The organism is Dactylosporangium sp. NPDC049140 (assembly GCF_040648435.1).
The window spans coordinates 1-16,864 of the sequence record NZ_JBEZDS010000059.1 but is presented as its reverse complement, the minus strand read 5'-3'; the positions used below and the strand labels follow the sequence as shown (position 1 = coordinate 16,864).

Annotated in this window: 16 protein-coding genes; 9 read left to right on the top strand and 7 right to left on the bottom strand. The window is 73.3% G+C overall.

Annotation, left to right across the window (positions count from 1 at the left end; all coding sequences use genetic code 11):
* Positions 1 to 49 precede the first annotated feature (49 nt).
* From AB0B76_RS50575 to AB0B76_RS50560, 4 genes are all read right to left on the bottom strand, one after another.
* A complete protein-coding gene (locus AB0B76_RS50575; RefSeq protein ID WP_360390822.1) occupies positions 50 to 1,045 on the bottom strand; it encodes a DUF1702 family protein in 996 nt (331 codons plus the stop codon).
* Between the two features lie 52 nt (positions 1,046 to 1,097).
* Positions 1,098 to 1,718 carry a copper resistance CopC family protein gene (locus AB0B76_RS50570; RefSeq protein ID WP_360390819.1) on the bottom strand — a complete coding sequence of 207 codons (621 nt, stop codon included), beginning with the start codon at positions 1,716 to 1,718 and terminating at the stop codon, positions 1,098 to 1,100.
* Positions 1,718 to 2,299, bottom strand: coding sequence for a hypothetical protein (locus AB0B76_RS50565; RefSeq protein ID WP_360390817.1), 582 nt, complete (start codon positions 2,297 to 2,299; stop codon positions 1,718 to 1,720). Before AB0B76_RS50565 ends, AB0B76_RS50570 begins: the two co-directional genes overlap by 1 nt.
* 70 nt (positions 2,300 to 2,369) lie before the next feature.
* Positions 2,370 to 3,431: a carboxymuconolactone decarboxylase family protein gene (locus tag AB0B76_RS50560; RefSeq protein ID WP_360390814.1), complete on the bottom strand. Its 1,062-nt coding sequence runs from the start codon at positions 3,429 to 3,431 to the stop codon at positions 2,370 to 2,372.
* Positions 3,432 to 3,565: 134 nt separating this feature from the next.
* Between AB0B76_RS50560 and AB0B76_RS50555 the strand changes: the two genes are divergently transcribed.
* The 7 genes from AB0B76_RS50555 to AB0B76_RS50525 all read left to right on the top strand — a co-directional run bounded on the left by AB0B76_RS50555 (position 3,566) and on the right by AB0B76_RS50525 (position 11,926).
* Complete coding sequence (locus AB0B76_RS50555) at positions 3,566 to 4,615, top strand: NAD-dependent epimerase/dehydratase family protein (protein WP_360390811.1); 1,050 nt, start codon at positions 3,566 to 3,568, stop codon at positions 4,613 to 4,615.
* A 200-nt stretch (positions 4,616 to 4,815) separates the two neighbouring features.
* Positions 4,816 to 5,346, top strand: coding sequence for a DUF5987 family protein (locus tag AB0B76_RS50550; RefSeq protein WP_360390808.1), 531 nt, complete (start codon positions 4,816 to 4,818; stop codon positions 5,344 to 5,346).
* A complete protein-coding gene (locus tag AB0B76_RS50545; protein WP_360390805.1) occupies positions 5,343 to 6,980 on the top strand; it encodes a GMC family oxidoreductase in 1,638 nt (545 codons plus the stop codon). The genes AB0B76_RS50550 and AB0B76_RS50545 overlap by 4 nt, the downstream gene beginning before the upstream one ends.
* A 160-nt stretch (positions 6,981 to 7,140) precedes the next feature.
* On the top strand, positions 7,141 to 8,202 hold the full coding sequence (locus AB0B76_RS50540) for a carboxymuconolactone decarboxylase family protein (protein WP_360390802.1): 1,062 nt from the start codon (positions 7,141 to 7,143) through the stop codon (positions 8,200 to 8,202).
* Positions 8,199 to 9,824: a DHA2 family efflux MFS transporter permease subunit gene (locus AB0B76_RS50535; RefSeq protein ID WP_360390799.1), complete on the top strand. Its 1,626-nt coding sequence runs from the start codon at positions 8,199 to 8,201 to the stop codon at positions 9,822 to 9,824. The genes AB0B76_RS50540 and AB0B76_RS50535 overlap by 4 nt, the downstream gene beginning before the upstream one ends.
* 336 nt (positions 9,825 to 10,160) lie before the next feature.
* On the top strand, positions 10,161 to 11,003 hold the full coding sequence (locus AB0B76_RS50530; RefSeq protein ID WP_360390796.1) for an AraC family transcriptional regulator: 843 nt from the start codon (positions 10,161 to 10,163) through the stop codon (positions 11,001 to 11,003).
* 227 nt (positions 11,004 to 11,230) lie between these two features.
* Complete coding sequence (locus AB0B76_RS50525) at positions 11,231 to 11,926, top strand: MerR family transcriptional regulator (RefSeq protein ID WP_360390922.1); 696 nt, start codon at positions 11,231 to 11,233, stop codon at positions 11,924 to 11,926.
* Between the two features lie 25 nt (positions 11,927 to 11,951).
* Here AB0B76_RS50525 and AB0B76_RS50520 read toward each other — a convergent pair whose 3' ends face one another.
* Complete coding sequence (locus tag AB0B76_RS50520; protein ID WP_360390794.1) at positions 11,952 to 12,755, bottom strand: TIGR03084 family metal-binding protein; 804 nt, start codon at positions 12,753 to 12,755, stop codon at positions 11,952 to 11,954.
* Between the two features lie 144 nt (positions 12,756 to 12,899).
* Entirely contained in the window at positions 12,900 to 13,349 is a 450-nt protein-coding gene (locus AB0B76_RS50515) for an SCP2 sterol-binding domain-containing protein (protein ID WP_360390791.1), read from the bottom strand.
* 171 nt (positions 13,350 to 13,520) lie between these two features.
* On the opposite strand from AB0B76_RS50515, the gene AB0B76_RS50510 reads away from it, so the two are divergent.
* Positions 13,521 to 14,126 carry a dihydrofolate reductase family protein gene (locus AB0B76_RS50510; protein ID WP_360390789.1) on the top strand — a complete coding sequence of 202 codons (606 nt, stop codon included), beginning with the start codon at positions 13,521 to 13,523 and terminating at the stop codon, positions 14,124 to 14,126.
* Positions 14,127 to 14,170: 44 nt separating this feature from the next.
* On the opposite strand, the gene AB0B76_RS50505 is transcribed toward AB0B76_RS50510, so the two are convergent.
* On the bottom strand, positions 14,171 to 15,661 hold the full coding sequence (locus tag AB0B76_RS50505; protein WP_360390786.1) for an extracellular solute-binding protein: 1,491 nt from the start codon (positions 15,659 to 15,661) through the stop codon (positions 14,171 to 14,173).
* Positions 15,662 to 15,719: 58 nt separating this feature from the next.
* Between AB0B76_RS50505 and AB0B76_RS50500 the strand changes: the two genes are divergently transcribed.
* Entirely contained in the window at positions 15,720 to 16,667 is a 948-nt protein-coding gene (locus tag AB0B76_RS50500) for an LLM class flavin-dependent oxidoreductase (RefSeq protein WP_360390783.1), read from the top strand.
* Positions 16,668 to 16,864: the final 197 nt, after the last annotated feature.

The following is a 16,864-nucleotide window of genomic DNA, read 5'->3' as shown; positions in this document are numbered from 1 at the left end:
TCGCCCTTGCGGGAAACGACGAACAATGGAAAGTGGATAACGCTTGTTACTACTTCGAGGGCGTGGTGGTGACCAGGAAATGGTCACGGACGCGGCTGCGCCACACCTCGTAGTCCGGCTCGGCGGTGCCGGCGGGCGGCCCGTCGGTGGCGACGTCGTCGGCGAGCTCGGCCGCCCAGGCCGTGGACATGTCGCAGAACGCGCCCGTGGCCACCTCGGTGTGCGGCGGCACGAACCCGGAGAAGACCCGGGCCTTGGCCGCGAACACGGAGCCCTGGGCCAGGTGCGCGCCGTCGGCGCCGGCGGCGCGGCGCATCAGCCGGAGCCCCTCGGCGTCGCAGCCGCCGGCGAACGTCGCCGCCAGGCCCACGCCGCTCCACAGGTCGGCCCGGCGCTCGGTCGCGAAGCGCTCGACCGCGCTCACCACGTCGGCCGCCTGGCCGCCGTGGATGAACCACAGCGCCCGGCCGACGCCCTGGTCGCAGGCGCGGTTGAAGTACCCGGAGTGCCCCTGCCACGGATACGGCGCGAACCGCTCCTGCCGCTCGACCCAGCGCCGCGTCTGGAAGTAGGCGCGGTCGAAGCCGTACCCGTCGACGGCCAGCCAGCTCATCGTCGGGTAGTACGGGGTGCCGGTGAGGTCCGGCAGGACCTTCTTCCACAGCACCCGCGGCAGCCGTGCCATGGCGAAGCCGATGCCGATGTAGGTGAGGAACGTGTGCGGCACGCCCGGCCCGCTGAGCAGGTCCCGGGCGCGCCGGCCGCGGCCGCCGGCCATGGCGTCGAGCACCGTGCAGGCCATCGCCGCGCCCTCGTAGGCGAAGCCGCGCATCTCGGGCTCCACCAGCTCCAGGCGGCGCTCCAGCTCCCACTGGGAGCGCATGTCGATGCCCCATTCGAAGCCGCAGACGACGGCCTGCGGGATCGCCTCGAGCCGGCGGGTCGCATCGGTCGCCGGGGCCGGGAAGCCCCGTTCGGCGAAGGTCACCTCGAGCAGCGACGGGGCAAGCGCCAGCCTGCGCAGCGAGCCGAGCATGGTGGGCATGGTGGTCCTCCCGCGGTCGGGCCGCCGCTGGCCGGCGGCACCCGACCCATCGTCACGCGCCGATGGGCCCGGTGCCGCCTCCTGCCGTGCGGTCTCGGCGCCGCGGCCGGCGCAGCAGCACGATCGCGACGACGACCAGCAGGACCAGGTCGAGGGCGAGCAGGCCGAGGCTGAGCGGGTCGTCGCCGCCGTGTACGTGCCCGCCGTCGCCCTCCGCCGTGGCGGGCGGGGCCTCGGCGGCGGGCGCGGGCCCGGTGCCGGACACGGTGAAGCGGGTGATGCCGGACAGCTCCCGGCCGTCGGCGAGCAGCACGTGGTACCCGACGAGGTACTGCCCCGCCGTCGTGATGGACACCGCGACGGTGATCGCCGAGCCGTCGCGGCGCACGGGGCCGGTCGTGACGGACAGGCCGCCGCCGGCCGGGGCGACGGTCAGGTGCATCTCCCGCGGCTCGAAGCCGCCTGTGAACACGGCGGCGACCCGCGACGGCGGCGCGCCGAGCACCGCGCCGTCGGCCGGGTCGGTGCCGGTGAACCGGGCCGGGGGGTCGAGCAACGCAAGGGTGGCGACGGTGATCGCCACCGCCGCCACCACGAACCCGCCCAGCATGCGCCGCACCGGCCCGGGCCGGGCCGGTGCGGGCCTGGCCCCGGCCCCCGAGGGCCGCGCCATCACGCGACCGACAAGGCCGGTGCCCTGGTGCCGGCGCAGGCGCACGTCGCCAGCTGGGCCTCGGCCCGGTTGGGGCGCATGTGCAGCCAGACCGCGACCACCATCGGCAGGAAGACGATGGTGTTGTAGAACAGGTGCAGCTCGACGCGCGGGAACACCAGCTGCAGCACGCTCGTGGGCACGGCCTTGCCGAAGAAGAACGTGCCGGTCTGGGCCTGGATGAACAGCAGCAGGTGCTCGATGTGGTGCCAGAACTGGATGGCGAGCGCCACCGTCCACCAGATTCGGGCCCGGCCGACGAACCCGCCGCGCAGCAGCCACAGCCCGACCAGCATCACCAGCGCGTAGCCGTAGTGCAGCCACTCGGACGTGACCAGCCACGGGTAGGCCAGCCCGAGCGCGCCCTTGGACTTCGGCACCGGCCAGCCCAGGACCCAGATCTGGTACGCCTGGGTGAGGTGCTCGGCCCAGTGCGCCAGCACGATCACCATGAAGCCGTTGAGCGCGAGCCGATGGCCGCGCCCGCTCAACCACTGCGACAGCCCGCCCCGGTACGGCTGCGCCTCTGCCCTGCTGACCATCTGGCCTCCTCGCACGGTTTGCCGTCCACCCTGCCGGTCGGGGCGGGCGGAAAACTTCTTCGAAAGTGCTCTACCGGAGGAACGCGGCCTGCTGGCGCTCGCCCACCAGTGCGGCGGCCGCGTAGCCGGCCCACGCGGCGGCGTCGACGAGCGTCGCGTCGTGCGGGTGGTACCGCCGGAACTCCTCCACCACGTCGTCGTCGACCTGGTACGACGCGAGGGCGGTCAGCAGCGCGAGCCGCCCCGCGGCCCGCTCCGCCGGCGGCAGCCCGGCGATGAGCTCCTCGCACCACGCGGTACTGATCCCGGTCTCCTCGCCCCGCCACCGGTCCAGCCGGTCCAGGACGATCGCGCGGACCGCGGGCGGCAGCGAGCGCTCGCCGGCGGCCTCGAACGCCGCGTAGGACCGTGCCGCCGCCGCGGCCACCTCCGGGTGCGGCGCGGCCCACCCCGCGTTCGCCGGCAGGGCGGCGTCGGGCAGCAGCGCCAGCGACCGGCCGGACTCGCGGGGTGCGCGCAGCGTGGCCCGCAGGATCCGGCTGATCCCCTGCTTCGCCCGCCGCCGGGAGCGCCGGCCCAGCCCGGGCGGGAGCAGGAAGCTGGACAGGAACACGTTCACCATCCGGGTCAGGTAGTGGAAGCTGACCACCACCCCGGTCAGCTCGGCGCGGGCGGCCGGCGTCAGCGCCGCCGGGGCCGGGTCGTCGAGCTGGTGCGCGGTGCGGGCCCAGGCGGCGACGGCGCGCTGGTGCGGGTCGGCGAGGTCCTCGACGCGATCCGCGGCCAGGGCCTCCGCGTCCTGCTCGCTGGACAGGTCGTACAGCGAGACGCTGTGCATGTCGACGCAGTACGGGCAGATGTTGGCCACCGAGACCGCCGCGGCGACCGCCTCCTTGGTCGACCGGTCGACGTGCCGGGCCGGCATCAGCGGCTCCCGCATGAGCATCCAGTACGCGGCGAGCACGTCGGGCGAGGGCGAGTGCAGCAGGGCCGGCGGCACGACGATGCGCATCTCGTCGGCGACCTGTTCGTACACCCGGGACACGAGGCCGGCCGCGGACTCCACCGGCACCGGCACGACATATTTGACCTGACGCTGGACGACTGACGACGCCACTCGACCGACGATCATCGCTGCCTCCTTCGGCTGCAGCCAGTATTTGCCGTCCGGGAGCCCGGGCAATGCCTGCGGGCGCGACACCGCACGATGCGAGAACCACCCGGCGGCCGGGCTGGCGATGATTGGCGCACGTAGAGGAGGCGGCGATGCGGATCCTGGTCACCGGCGGAACCGGGTTCATCGGGGCGCACTCGGTCGCCGCGCTCCTGCGGGCCGGTCACGAGGTGCGGATGCTGGTACGCAACCCGGTGGCGGTCGCCCCGGCGCTGCGGCCGCTGGGCGTGGACGCGACCGAGGTCGGCACGTCCGCCGGGGACGTCACCGACCGCGACGCCGTGCGGCGGGCGGTCGCCGGCTGCGACTCGGTGCTGCACGCCGCGGGCGTGTACAGCTTCGACAGCCGCGACGTGGCCGCGATGCGCCGCGTCAACGCGCCCGGCACCGAGGTGGTCCTCGGCACCGCCCGGGCCGCGGGGCTCGACCCGATCGTGCACGTGTCGACGTTCGGCGCGCTGCTGCCCGGCCCGGACGCCGGTTCGGGCGCCCCGCTGAGCACCGCGGCCGCGATCGGCACGGCGCGCGACGCCTATCTGCGCACGAAGGCCGACGCCGAGCGGATCGCCCGCCGGCACCAGGCCGACGGGGCGCCCGTCGTCATCACCTACCCGCCCGCGGTGCTCGGCCCGTACGACGACCGCCTCGGCGACCAGGTCACCCGCCTGCGCAACGCCCTGCGCGGCCTGATGCCGATGTGGCCGTCCGGCGGCTTCCCGATCGGCGACGTCCGCGACACCGCCGCGTTGCACGCCGGGCTGATGCGGCCGGGGCTGGGCGCGCGCCGCTACTTCGGGCCCGGCCGGTACGTGTCCACCCGGGACTACGTGCGGACGCTGCGCGAGGTCACCGGGCGCACCTTACCGACGGTCTTCCTGCCCGCCCGCGCGATGCTGCCGATCGGCGCGCTCGTCGGGGTGCTGCAGCGGGCGGTGCCGGTGCACCTGCCGGCCGAGCACGGCGCCGTCTACCTGTGCGCCACCGCGCGGCCGTACGATGCCGCCGCCACCGACGCGCTGCTGGGCACCGGGGCCCGGCCGCTGTACGTCACGCTGGCTGACACGGTGGCCTGGCTGCACGCGACCGGCCGGCTGGGCCGCCGCCTCTCCGGCCGCGCCGCGCGCATCTCCGAAACGGTGTGACAAAGCGCAAGGCGCAACGCAGAAGATGCACCCCGATTCGGGCTCCCGCGACGATGGTCCGGCACCAGAAGAACCGGCATATTCGCTCGCCATTTCCGGCCCGGGTGGAAATACCGGTTCGACCCCCCGTGCGATACAGCCACGAACAGGAGGGGTATGCCGTGCAACCCGGTGTGCCAGAAACGGATCCGACGCGGACGATGACGCTCGAGGCGTTCGCCGACACCATCGTTCCCGGCGAGCGGCGCTCGCCGGACGACCGCGCCATCGCCGGTGTCGCCAGCGGCGGCGGCGCGGTCGCCTCGGGCGCCATCGAGCTCCTCGAACAGCCCGCCGGTGGGATCGCGGACGCGCTGGAGGGGCTCGCCCTCACGCTCAACGACCACGCGGAGGACTACGCCGAGGAGCGCGGCCTGCACCTCGACGACGACGTGCCGGCGTTCGTGGCGCTGTCGTACGAGCACCGCGCCGCCCTCGTGCAGATCCTGACCACGCCCGGGCACCCGGAGAAGCAGCTGTGGGTCGGTCTCGCGCTGTTCAGCAACATGGCCTTCGACAGCGCCGCGCACATGAGCACCCACGACGCGTTCGCCGCCGGGCACCCGGGTCTGCTCGCGATCGGCTACGCGCGTCCCGACGCCGACGGGCTGTTCCGCTTCCCGCGGTTCTCCTACGGCCGGCCGCTGGCCAGCCTCCACCCCGACACGACGGCGACCGGGAGCCCGGCATGAACTCCACCGAGGAGACCGACGTCCTCGTCATCGGCACCGGGTTCGGCGGCGCGATCGCCGGCTACCACCTCGCCGCCGGCGGCGCCCGCGTGGTGATGCTGGAGCGCGGGCCCTGGCTGACGAGCGAGGAGTTCGACCACGACTTCAAGCTCGGCTCGTCGTACACCCGCATCTTCGACTTCGTCGTCGGCGACGGGATGAGCGTGCTCGGCGGCAACTGCGTCGGCGGCGGCAGCGTCGTCTACTTCGCCACGATGCCCCGGGCGCCCGGGTTCATCTTCGAGCGCCGGGGCAGCATCGGCCGGCGCATGTGGCCGGCGGCGGTCAGCCGGGCCGCGCTCGACCCCTGGTACGACCGCGTCGCCGAGGCCCTGCCGATCACCATGCAGTCCTGGGACAAGGTGCCGTACGCGGGCGGGCTGTTCGCGGCCGCCTGCGCGCACGCCGGGCACACCGCCAACCCGGCCCCGTCGGCGGTCGACGTCGAGCTGTGCACGAACTGCAACTGGATGATGGCGGGCTGCCGGTTCGACGCGAAGCGCTCGCTGCTGCTGAACTACCTGCCGGCGGCGCTCGCCCACGGCGCGCAGATCCGGCCGCTGCACGAGGTGCAGCGCCTGACCCGCAACGACGACGGCGGCTACCGGGTCCACTACCGCATCGTCGACGGCGAGGACTACCGAATCCTGCACGACGCCGGGGCCATCGACGCGAAGATCGTGATCGTGGCGGCCGGTACCGGCGCCACCCCGGTGATCCTGCAGCGCTCCGAGCCCGACCTGGGCCCGATGCCGCACGCGGTCGGCCGCTACTTCTCCGGCAACGGCGAGCGGCTCAACACCGCCGTCTTCGACGAGGACCGCGTGCGCGAGGTGCTCGGGCTCAGCCGCGGCGACGGGCCGGCCTACGCGGCCAACCAGATCGGCCGCGGCCCGACCGTCGCCAGCTGGGACCGGCTCGACGGCTCCCTGCCGGAGTTCGAGCGGTTCTCCCTCGAGCAGCTGTACTTCCCGCCCGGCCTCGGCACGATCCTCGCCCAGGTGCCGGACGCCACCGGCCCCACCTGGTTCGGCCCGGAGAAGAAGGAGATGCTGCGGCGCTGGCAGTCGTGGCTGACCGTGTTCACGATGTCCGAGGACGACAACGAGGGCGTCTTCGGGCCGCCGCCGGAGACCGGCAACGCGCACCGGTTCTCGCAGCAGATGCTGGGGCACGGGCCGCTGCGGTACCACCCGACGGAGAACACCTGGCGCGGGTGGAACCTGGCCGACGCCGCGGTGAAGGACATCCTCGAACGGGACGGGCTGGCGCGGGTGATGCCGTGGACCAACGATCTCGTCGGGGCGTACACGGTACACCCGCTGTCGTCGTGCCGGATCGGTGACGACCCGGCCACGTCGGCGCTGGACGACCGGCACGAGCTGCGCAACCATCCGGGCATCTTCGTCACCGACGGCTCGGCAGTGCCGGGCGCGCTGACCGTCAACCCGGCGCTGACCATCGCCGCGCTGGCCGAGCGGGCCATGCCCGGCATCGTCGCGGCACTGCAGGCCCGCGGGGTCGCCGTCTCCTACGGCGCCCCTGCACCCAACGGAGAAACGGCGGGCCGGCGAGCCGTCGCCCCCACCGCCTGAAGCGGATCGATCCGGGGCACCGGCGGCACTGCCGTCGGTGCCCCGACCCATGTGCGGCGCGAACCCCGCGCCCCGCCGTCGGCACCGCCGCCGGTGCCCTGAACCCATGGGCGGCGCGACCCCGCGCCGCACCGCAGAGAGAGGAAGTCCCGTGGGCCAGATGCTCGTTCGGGCGACGCGCCGCGTCGGCCTCGCACACGTACGCCACGTCCGACCGGTCGCGCGGCGCGCCGCCTCCGGGCTGGTGTCCGAGGTGTACGACCAGGTCGAGGCCGACTTCGGCATGCTCGCCCCGCCGGTGGCGCTGCACGCCCCGGCCCCGCTGAGCCTCGCCGCCGCCTGGATGGTGGTGCGCGAAACCCTGCTGTGCGTCGGGGCGGTCGACCGGAAGGCGAAGGAGGCGGTGGCGGCGGCCGTGTCGGCGGCCAACGCCTGCCCGTACTGCGTCGAGGTGCACGGCGCCACGCTCGCCGGCCTCACCGGCGGCCCGGACGCCGAGGCGATCGTCGCGGGGCGCACGGAGGCCGTCACCGACCCGCGGCTGCGCGCGCTCGCCCGCTGGGCCCGCGACGGCGGCCCGCTGCCGGAGCCCTGCCGCGCCGTGCACGTGCCCGAGCTGGTCGCCACCGTCGTGACGTTCCACTACCTCAACCGGATGGTGAACATCTTCCTGCACGAGTCGCCGCTGCCGCCGGTGTCCGGGCCGGCGCGCACGGCCGTGCGGCGGGTCGCCCAGCGCATCATGGGCGGCCTCGCCAAGCACCGGCCGGCGCTCGGCACGTCGCTTCCCCTGCTGCCCGAGGCGCCGCTGCCCGCCGACCTGTCCTGGGCCGCCGGTCAGCCGCACGTCGCCGGGGCCCTGGCCCGGGCCGCCGCGGCGATCGAGGCCGGCGGGCGGCGCGTCGTGCCCGGCGGCGTGCGCGAGCTCGTGCTGGAACGGCTGGCCGACGGCGGCGGCCCGGCCCCCGGCCTGTTCGTGCAGGACTGGCTGGAGGCCTCGGTGGCGCCGCTGCCGGCGGCCGAGCGACCGGCCGGGCGGCTGGCGCTGCTGGCCGCGTTCGCCTCGTACCGGGTCACCGACGCCGTCGTGGCGGACTTCCGCGGCCAGGGCCACGACGACCGGGCGCTGATCGAGCTCGTCTCGTGGGCGAGCCTGACGACCGCCCGGCGGCTCGGGCACGACCTCGCCGCCGCCGGTGCGGGGAAGGAGGGCTCCCGGTGAAGACCCGGTCCGGCCCCTGGTCGGCGCTGCTGGTGCTGTGCCTGGCCAACTTCCTGATCCTGCTCGACACCAGCATCGTCAACACCGCCGCCCCCGACATGATGCGCTCCCTCGACGTCGGCATCGACGAGATCCTGTGGGTGCTCAACGGCTACCTCATCGCGCTGGCCGCGCTGCTCATCGTCTTCGGCCGGCTCGGCGACCGGGTCGGGCCCCGGGCCGTGTTCGCCGGCGGGCTGGCGCTGTTCACCGCCACGTCGGTGTGGTGCGGCGCCGCCTCCGACCCGGCTCAGCTCATCGCGGCCCGCGTCGCCCAGGGCGTGGGCGCCGCGGCCCTCCTGCCGCAGGCGCTGGTGCTCATCTCCGGGCTCTTCCGCCCCGAGCGGCGCGGGGCCGCCTTCGGCATCTTCACCGCGGTCGCCGGCGTCGCCGCGGTCAGCGGGCCGACGGTCGGCGGGCTGCTCGTCACCGAGTACGGCTGGCGGTGGATCTTCTTCATCAACGTGCCGATCGGGCTGGCCGGCATCCTGCTGACCTTCCGGTTCGTGCCGGACCTGCGCACACCGCGGCCGAGCCGGTTCGACCTCGTCGGGGTGCTGCTGGCGACCCTGGGCCTGGTCGGTGTCGTCTACGGCCTCATCGAGGGCGGCCGCCACCACTGGGGGCGGGTCGCGGGCCCGGTGAGCATCCCGGCGATCCTGGTGGCCTCGGTGGCGCTGCTGGTGCTCTTCGTGCTGTGGGAAAAGCGTCAGACCGAGCCGTTGGTACCGATGGAGCTGTTCGCCCGCCGGAACTTCACCGTCGCCACGCTGATCACGCTGATCACGTCGTTCGCGCTGTACGGGTTCCTGCTCGTGTTCGTGCTGCAGACCCAGACGCTGCTCGGCATGAGCCCGTTCGGCTCCGGCGTGGCGGCGCTGCCCTGGACCCTGACGCTCAGCGCCGTGGCCCCGCTCGCCGGGCGGCTCGCCGATCGGATCGGCGGCCGGCTGCTGCTGTGCGGCGGGCTGGCGGCCTACGCGCTGGGCGTGCTGGGGGTGGCCTTCCTGCCCTCGCGCACGTCGAGCGCCGCGGTGTTCGTGCTGCCACTGGTGCTCATCGGCATCGGCATGGGCAGCGCGATCGCGCCGACGACGGCCGAGGCGATGCGCGCCACCCCGCCGCACCGGGCCGGGGCCGCATCCGCGGTGCTCAACACCGCGCGGCAGGTGGGCGCGGCGCTCGGCGCGGCGGTCGTCGGCGCGGTCCTGCAGGACCGGTTGGCCGCCTCGCTGCGGCAGGCGGCCACCGACCGGGCCGCGCAGCTGCCGCCGTCGGCCCGCGGGCCCTTCGTCGACGGTTTCGCCGCGGCGGCCGATCGGGGCCTGCAGCTCGGCAGTGGTCAGCACGGCGGGGTCCGGACCCCGGACGGGCTTCCGGCCGACCTCGGCGGCCGCTTCCAGCAACTGGTGGCCGACACCTTCGGTCAGGCATTCCTGCCGGCCGCGCGGCCGACCCTCGGGGTGGTCGCCGCGGTGTTGTTCGCCGGGAGTCTGCTCGCCCTGGCCGTCACCCGGCCCATTATCACAATGGGCGAGTCCGAAGTCAATGAAGCACGTAAATCCGCGGCGGTAAATGAGTAGTGCAGAACCGGATGTGGTTCGTTCTACTATCCGGCAGATCGACCTAAACGCAGAAAATGGACGCGGCATTCAGAGCCCCCGCCCTGGTCACCGACTTCACGATTGCGGTCCATGCACTCAGCGCTTTCACACCGTTGCTCACCTGTCATCCCTCGGCTAGCCTCAACGCCAGACGAGACGGAACCCGGTTCGATCGTCGCGAATCAGACCTCTCGACATTGGGCACCGTCTATGTAAATAGGGCCGTCCAGCAATTCACATTACCGTCATGTTTCGGAGCATGCCTTCCCGCGTGTCGAAAGACAACCGTGTCCAACTCGGTCGATCGGAGGAGATATGGAGGAATCGGCGGAGCGAGCAGTGCGCCGGGCCATCACCACCATGCGGGCGAATTTGAGTGAGCAACTCACGGTGGATGACATGGCCCGGGCCGCGATGTTCAGCAAATTCCACTTCACCCGCATTTTCCAGCGGGTGACCGGAGTATCACCGGGGCGCTTCCTGTCGGCCCTGCGCCTGCAACGCGCCAAGTATCTGCTGGTCTCCACTTCCCTCAACGTCGCCGACATCAGCCTGCGGGTCGGCTACAACAGCATCGGCACATTCAGCTCCCGGTTCAGCCGCAGCGTCGGCATGTCACCCACCACCTACCGCCGGCGGGCCGGGTTCGCCCAGCAGATCCAGACCGACCCGACCTGCGTGCTGGTGCAGTCGAGCGCACGCGTCGAGGGGGTCGTGCACGCCCCCGCCGACCAGACCTGCGGGCTCGTCTTCATCGGACTCTTCCCCGAGCGCATCCCCGAGGGCACGCCGGTGCGCTGCGCGATCCTGACCGAGCCGGGGCCCTTCCGCTTCGACTCGGTGCCGCCGGGCACCTGGCACCTGCTGGCGCAGTCCGCATCGCGGGAGTGCGCCACCGGCGCCTTCGACAGCGTGCACCAGCCGCCCAGCCAGCCCATCTGCGTGGCGACCGAGGGCCCGATCGCGGTCCGCAAGGACTCCGCCATCCGGGCCGACGTGACGCTCAAGCCGCTCAAGGCGCTGGACCCGCCCGTGCTGCTCGCCCTGCTCGACGTGCGGCAGCTGGCCGTCGCCCGGGCCGCGAGCGCCATGCCGTCACTGGTGGGCACCGCGGCACGGGCCGCGAACGAGCACCACGCGAGCAGCACGGCGGCGTGAGACCGGGCGGCGGCCGGCGCGGCGGCCGCCCGGCAGGGGCGCAAACCAGAAGACGACAACTTCGACAAATCCCTATAGAGTGAGGGGTATTCGGACGCCGTACCGGGCCCACGCCCACGCCGGCGCCCCCGGCGTGCGGGCGCACGCCGGCAGCGGGCCGCGCCCCGGCCCGTGGCGCCATATCCGACATATCGCGCATCAATGACAGACCATTGATCCTTGACAATGTGGGGAATTACACTGCTGGATCAGTGAGGCCGGCCGACCATGGGGGAGGACGTCGCGTGCGCATTTCGGATCTTAGCCGACATACAGGCGTGCCGGTCGCGACGATCAAGTTTTATCTTCGTGAACGGCTCCTTCCTCCGGGTAGATCCACCAGTCGCAATCAGGCCGTGTACGGTGAGCAGCATCTTCGTCGATTGTGGCTCATTCGGGCGTTCACCAGTATCGGCCGTCTGGACCTGTCTTCCGTGCGAGAGTTACTCAATGCAATAGAAGACCGGCAACTGCCCCTGCCCAACCTTTTCGAGGCGGTCAACCGGGTCCTGTTCTCCGAGGAGCCGGCGTTGAGCGCCACCAAGAAGGCGCAGGCCGACATCGACGAATTCATCGACGTTCAGGGCTGGCAGGTGGCCGACGACTCCCGCGGCCGGATCCAGCTCGCGCTGGTCGTGACGGCGTTGCAGCGGCTCGGCTGCGCGACCGACATCGACTTCTTCACGCCGTACGCTGAGGCCGCCAACGAGCTGGCCCGGCAGGAGCTCCGGCTGCTGGACACCGGGTCCGCCTCCGGCCGTGCGGAGGCGGTGGTGCGCACGGTACTGCTCGAGGTCGCCTTCACCGCCATGCTCCGGATGTCCCAGGAGCACCAGGTGGCGGCCCACTGCCACGAGTGCGCCCCCGACCCGGAGCCGAGCTGAGGGTCGGGGGCGGCGAACACGAGCACTACCGCTGCGACACCGTGAACTGGCCGGCGGCCCGGCCCGCGCCGGCGGGCCCGCGGTAGGCCTGCGCGATGTCGAGCCACTGCTCGGCGTCCGCCCCGGTCGCGGCCAGGGCGAGATCGCCGCGGTGGCGCCGCCGGGTGACAAGCAGGCAGAAGTCCGCGGCCGGCCCGGTGATGCGCTGGGCGGCGTCCGGCGGCCCGAAGGTCCACACGGCGCCGGACGGGGCGGTCAGCTCGAAGCCGAACTCGACGTCCGGGGCCGTGAGCCCCCGCGCGATGTATCCGAAGTCCCAGACCCGCACCGCGAACTCGACGAGCACCCGGACCCGGTCGGTGTAATCGCGGCGGACGCCGAGCGCGTCGGCGATGTCCTGGCCGTGGCCGAACAGCTCCATCATCCCGGCCGCGGCCAGGACCCGGGCCGGCAGCGGCCGGACGAGCCACGGCACCAGCTGGTCCGGCGGGAGCGCGCCCACCGCGGCCTCGGCGCGGCCGCGCTCGGCCCGCCAGCTCTGCAGCAGCTGCCCCGGCGGCTGGGCGAGGAACGGCGCGAGCGCCGCGTCGACGTTGGCGTTGAAGTCGGGCCCGAGGCGCGACGCGAACGCGGTGAACTTCTGCGGGTCGGCGGCCGCGAGCGCGGCCATCCGGAACACCGCCGACAGGTGGGCGATCTGGTGCGCGACGGTCCATCCGGGCGCGGGGGTCGGGGTGGACCACCGGCTCTCGTCGAGATCGGCCACCAACCGGTCGACGTCGTTGCCCTCGGCGATCAGGTGGGAGACCACGTTCGGCTGCTCTGTCACGGGTTTGCCCTCTCTGGCACTCGGTCATCAGGCCGCCCCCACGCTGCATCGACCTCGGCATGACCGCGGCTCGAGTCGCCGTCACGGTCGCTCGAGCATGCGCCGGCGCGGGTGGCGCTGTCTTCTCCGTGATTGCTGTATCGGTCAGGCCTTCGGGATGTCGAACAGCCGCGGAATCCGGGTGGCGAGGGGGATGTCACCCGCGGCCTTCAGCTTGCCCGTCATGAACATGGCCATCGGGTGCGCGTTGCCGGTGACGAGGTTGAGGAAGTCGAGGGCCCCGACGGTGAGGGTCAGCCGCGGCTGGCGGGCCGGGCGGGCCGACAGCCGGCAGGTGCCGCTGGAGATGACCAGCTCGTAGGTGTCGGCCCCGCCGTCCGGCCGGTCCCCCACCGTCCAGTGGATGACCGCCTCCATCGCGCCGGCCCGGTCGGCCCGGAACAGGCCGGGCATCCGCACGAAGATGCCGTCGAGGAAGACGCCGCGGCGCTCGCCGCCCATGACGTCGCGCAGCTCGCCGGTCGGGGTGCGCTTGATCAGTTGCGCGAACGCGCGCGGCTCCATCGTCGCCGGATCGGCCTCGGCAGCGGACATCGGCGTTTCCTCCTCAGCGTTCGCGCACAACGGATCAGAACTTGATTCTCCGAGGGCGCCACGGCCGCTGCCTACTCCGATGTTGCGGACACCGATGACTTTCCGTGCGCGGCGCCGTCTCAATGAAGGAGTCTGTCAACGACCACGGACGGACAGTCGGAGGGGAAGCGCATGGGTAAAGTCACGGTGGCTCTGGCGGTGTCGGTCGACGGCTTCATCGCCGGGCCGAACGACGGCAAGAAGCACCCGTTGGGTGAGGGGGGCGAGGCACTCTTCGAGTGGTATTTCAACGGCGACACACCCAGCCGTCACTACGACCGGTTCCGCCTGTCGAAAAAGAGCGCGGACTTCTTCGACGCGGGTCTCGACGCCTCCGGTGCGGTCGTCACCGGACGGCGGACCTACGAGATCGCCAACGCGTGGGAGGGCGACGGCCCCGTTCCCGGCCTGCCGGTCTTCGTGCTCACCCACAAGGCCCCGGCCGAGCCGGTGAAGGGCTCGGTGCCCTACACCTACGTCACCGACGGCATCGAGAGCTGCATCAAGCAGGCCAAGCAGGCCGCGGGCAGCAAGGCGGTGGCGCTGACCGGCAGCCAGTCCGTCCAGCAGGCCCTGGAGGCCGGGCTGCTCGACGAGGTCCAGCTCTCCATCGTGCCGATCCTCCTCGGCGGCGGCGTCCGCCTGCTGGACAACATCAGCGAGCAGACGAAGCTGGAGACGGTCGAGGTCATCGACGCACCAGGCGTCACGCACATCACCTACAAGGTCCTGAAGTAGCGGGCGGACGCTGGACGGTCTCCGGACCGTCCGGCGTCCGGGCCTCACCCGTTCAGGATCTCGCGGAGCCGCTCGTCCAGCCGCTGGGCGCACGCGGCCGGGTCGTCGCCGTCGATCACGCGCGCGAACGTCTCGGCGATCGGCCGCCAGGCCTCCGTCATCCGCGGGTGCACCGGCATCAGCAGGCCGTGGCCGGGGTCGCCGCGCAACGCCCGCAGGTCGCCGTCGCCCGCGTCGAACCGGCGCAGGCAGCTCGGCGTGGCGAGCCGGCTGGTGAGGGTGCGGGCGACGTCGGTCCGGGTCAGGTAGTCCGGCATCAGGTCGCGCGCGACGAGCCGGTTCGCGCCGCTGCGGGTCAGCAGGAAGCCGCGGACGGACACCAGCGGATGCCCCGGGCACCGGCCCGCGAACGGCGGAACGGGCGTCGCCGCGCAGCGCACCCCCGCCGCCCGGGCGTCGTCGAGGTCCTCGGACAACCCGATGAGCATCGGGGCCCGGCCCTCGACGAACTCGCGCCGGGCGCCGGCCTCGTCGAACGGCCGGCGCAGCTCCGCCCGGCCCGCCAGCGTGCCGAACGCGGCCACGGACGCCGGGGACGCCGCCAGGATGCGGCCCGCGTCGGCGGCACCGTCGGGACCGGCGCCGAACAGCGCACCGCCGGCCGCCGCGAACACCGCCGCCAGGTGGAACGCCTCCCGCTGGATCACGAAGGCCTCGATCTCGTCGAACGCGGCCGGCGCGGCGGGAGCGAGGTCGAGGTTGCGGATCAGGACCGGCGTCTGGGCGGTGAGCGGCACGCCGTAGAGCCGGCCCCGGTAGGTAAGCGCCCGCAGCGTCCACGGCAGGAACTGCTCGCGCTGCTCCGCCGCCAGCGCGACGGGCTCGATGACCCCGTGCTCGGCCAGCGCCGCCACCGCGTCGTGGGGCGCGTCCAGCACGTCGGCGATCGTGCCGTCCCGGCTCGCCTCGAGGTACCGCCGCTGCCGGCTCGGCCAGTCCGGGGTGTGGCACTCCAGCGTCACCCCGAAGCGGGCGGCGAGGTCGGAGCCGAACTGCCGCAGCACCGACTCCATCCGCTCCGCACCCCAGATCGTGAGCCGCGACTCCAGCTCCGCCAGCCGCCCGTACGCGTCCCGGCTCCACCGCACCCCGGCGGCGTCGGTGAACGTCAGGCTCACGCGGCCTTCGGCGGCCGGCGGCAGCTCGGCCGGCCACGTGTGCGCCCGGTCCGACGGCGGCAGGATGCCGGCGTGGATGCGCCGCAGCGGGTCGGCGTCCGGCGCCTCGAGGTCCACGACGGTCAGGTGGGCCTGGTACACCGGGCCGTCGGACGCGTTGCGCACGCGGACGCCCCGCTCGTCGCACCAGGCCGACACGAGCGCCGCCTGCCGCCGCCGGTCCCGCTCCCCCGCCCGCCGGTCCCGCTCGGACTCGATCCGGAAGGTCCGGTTGGCCACGACCACGGCCACGCCGGCGAACAACAACGCCAAGACCGACGCCAGCGCCGACAGCCAGCCCGGAACATCACCCCACATCAATCCACGATGGCACGTTGCAACCTGGCTGACACCCCGGATGTGGCAGGCTTGCCGCATGACACGAGTCGGGGTGATGCTGCCGCGGGACCTTCCCGCGGACCGTGTGCTGTCCTATGCCCGCCGGGCCGAGCAGCTCGGCTTCGAGGAGCTCTGGGTCGTGGAGGACCTGGGATTCCGGGGCGGCGTCGCCCAGGCCGCGGCGGTGCTCGCGGCCACATCGCACATCGTGGTCGGCATCGGGATCCTGCCGGCCGGGGCGCGCAACGCCGCGTTCGCCGCGATGGAGCTCGCAACCCTGGCCCAGCTGTTCCCCGGCCGCCTGATCGCGGGCATCGGGCACGGGATGCCCGACTGGATGCGGCAGGTCGGCGCGCGACCGGCGAGCCCGCTGACGCTGCTGCGCGAGTACACGGTGGCCGTGCGGGCACTGCTGCGCGGCGAGCCGGGCCCGGCCGCGGGGCGCTATGTGCAAGTCGAGGGCGTGGTGATCGGCGAGACCCCGTCGGTGGTGCCGCCGGTGGTGCTGGGCGTGCGCGGCCCGAAGTCGATCGCCATCGCCGGCGAGGTCTCCGACGGGCTGCTGCTGGCCGAACCGTCCGCCCCGCCCTACATCGCGGACGCGACCGAGCGGTTCGCGGCCCCGTCGCCGGTCGTCGTCACGTACGATGCCGCGGTCGTCGGCCCCGACGGGCGCGCCGCCCGCGACCTGGTGCGGCCCGGCCTGGCCTGGATCGGCGAGCCGGACTGGGCCCCGCACCTGGCCCCGCTGCCCTTCGCGGCCGAGCTGGCGCGGCACCGCGCGGCGGCCGCGAACGGTCCGGAGTTCGCGGCCACGCTGCCGGACGCGTGGGTGCGGGAGCTGTCGCTGGCCGGGACGCCCGACGAGGTGCGGGCGCAGATCGCGGCCCGGCACGCGGCGGGGGCGACGAGCGTCGTGCTGATCCCGGCCGAACCCGACCCGCTCGACGCCCTCACCCGACTCGCCGGCGTCTTACAACGCTAAGGCCGGGTCACACCCCACGCCGCGGGCGCGACAAGCGTCACGCCGACCGGCCGAACCCGACTCGACCCGGACGACACACCCACTCGGCTGGCCGCAGCGCTAAGGTCGAGTAGCCGGGAGGAGTCTCACCTCCCGGCTCTCACAGATCTGGGCGTGACAGTCTCCCGTCACCCAGCTCTTGTCATCCTGTCTGCCAG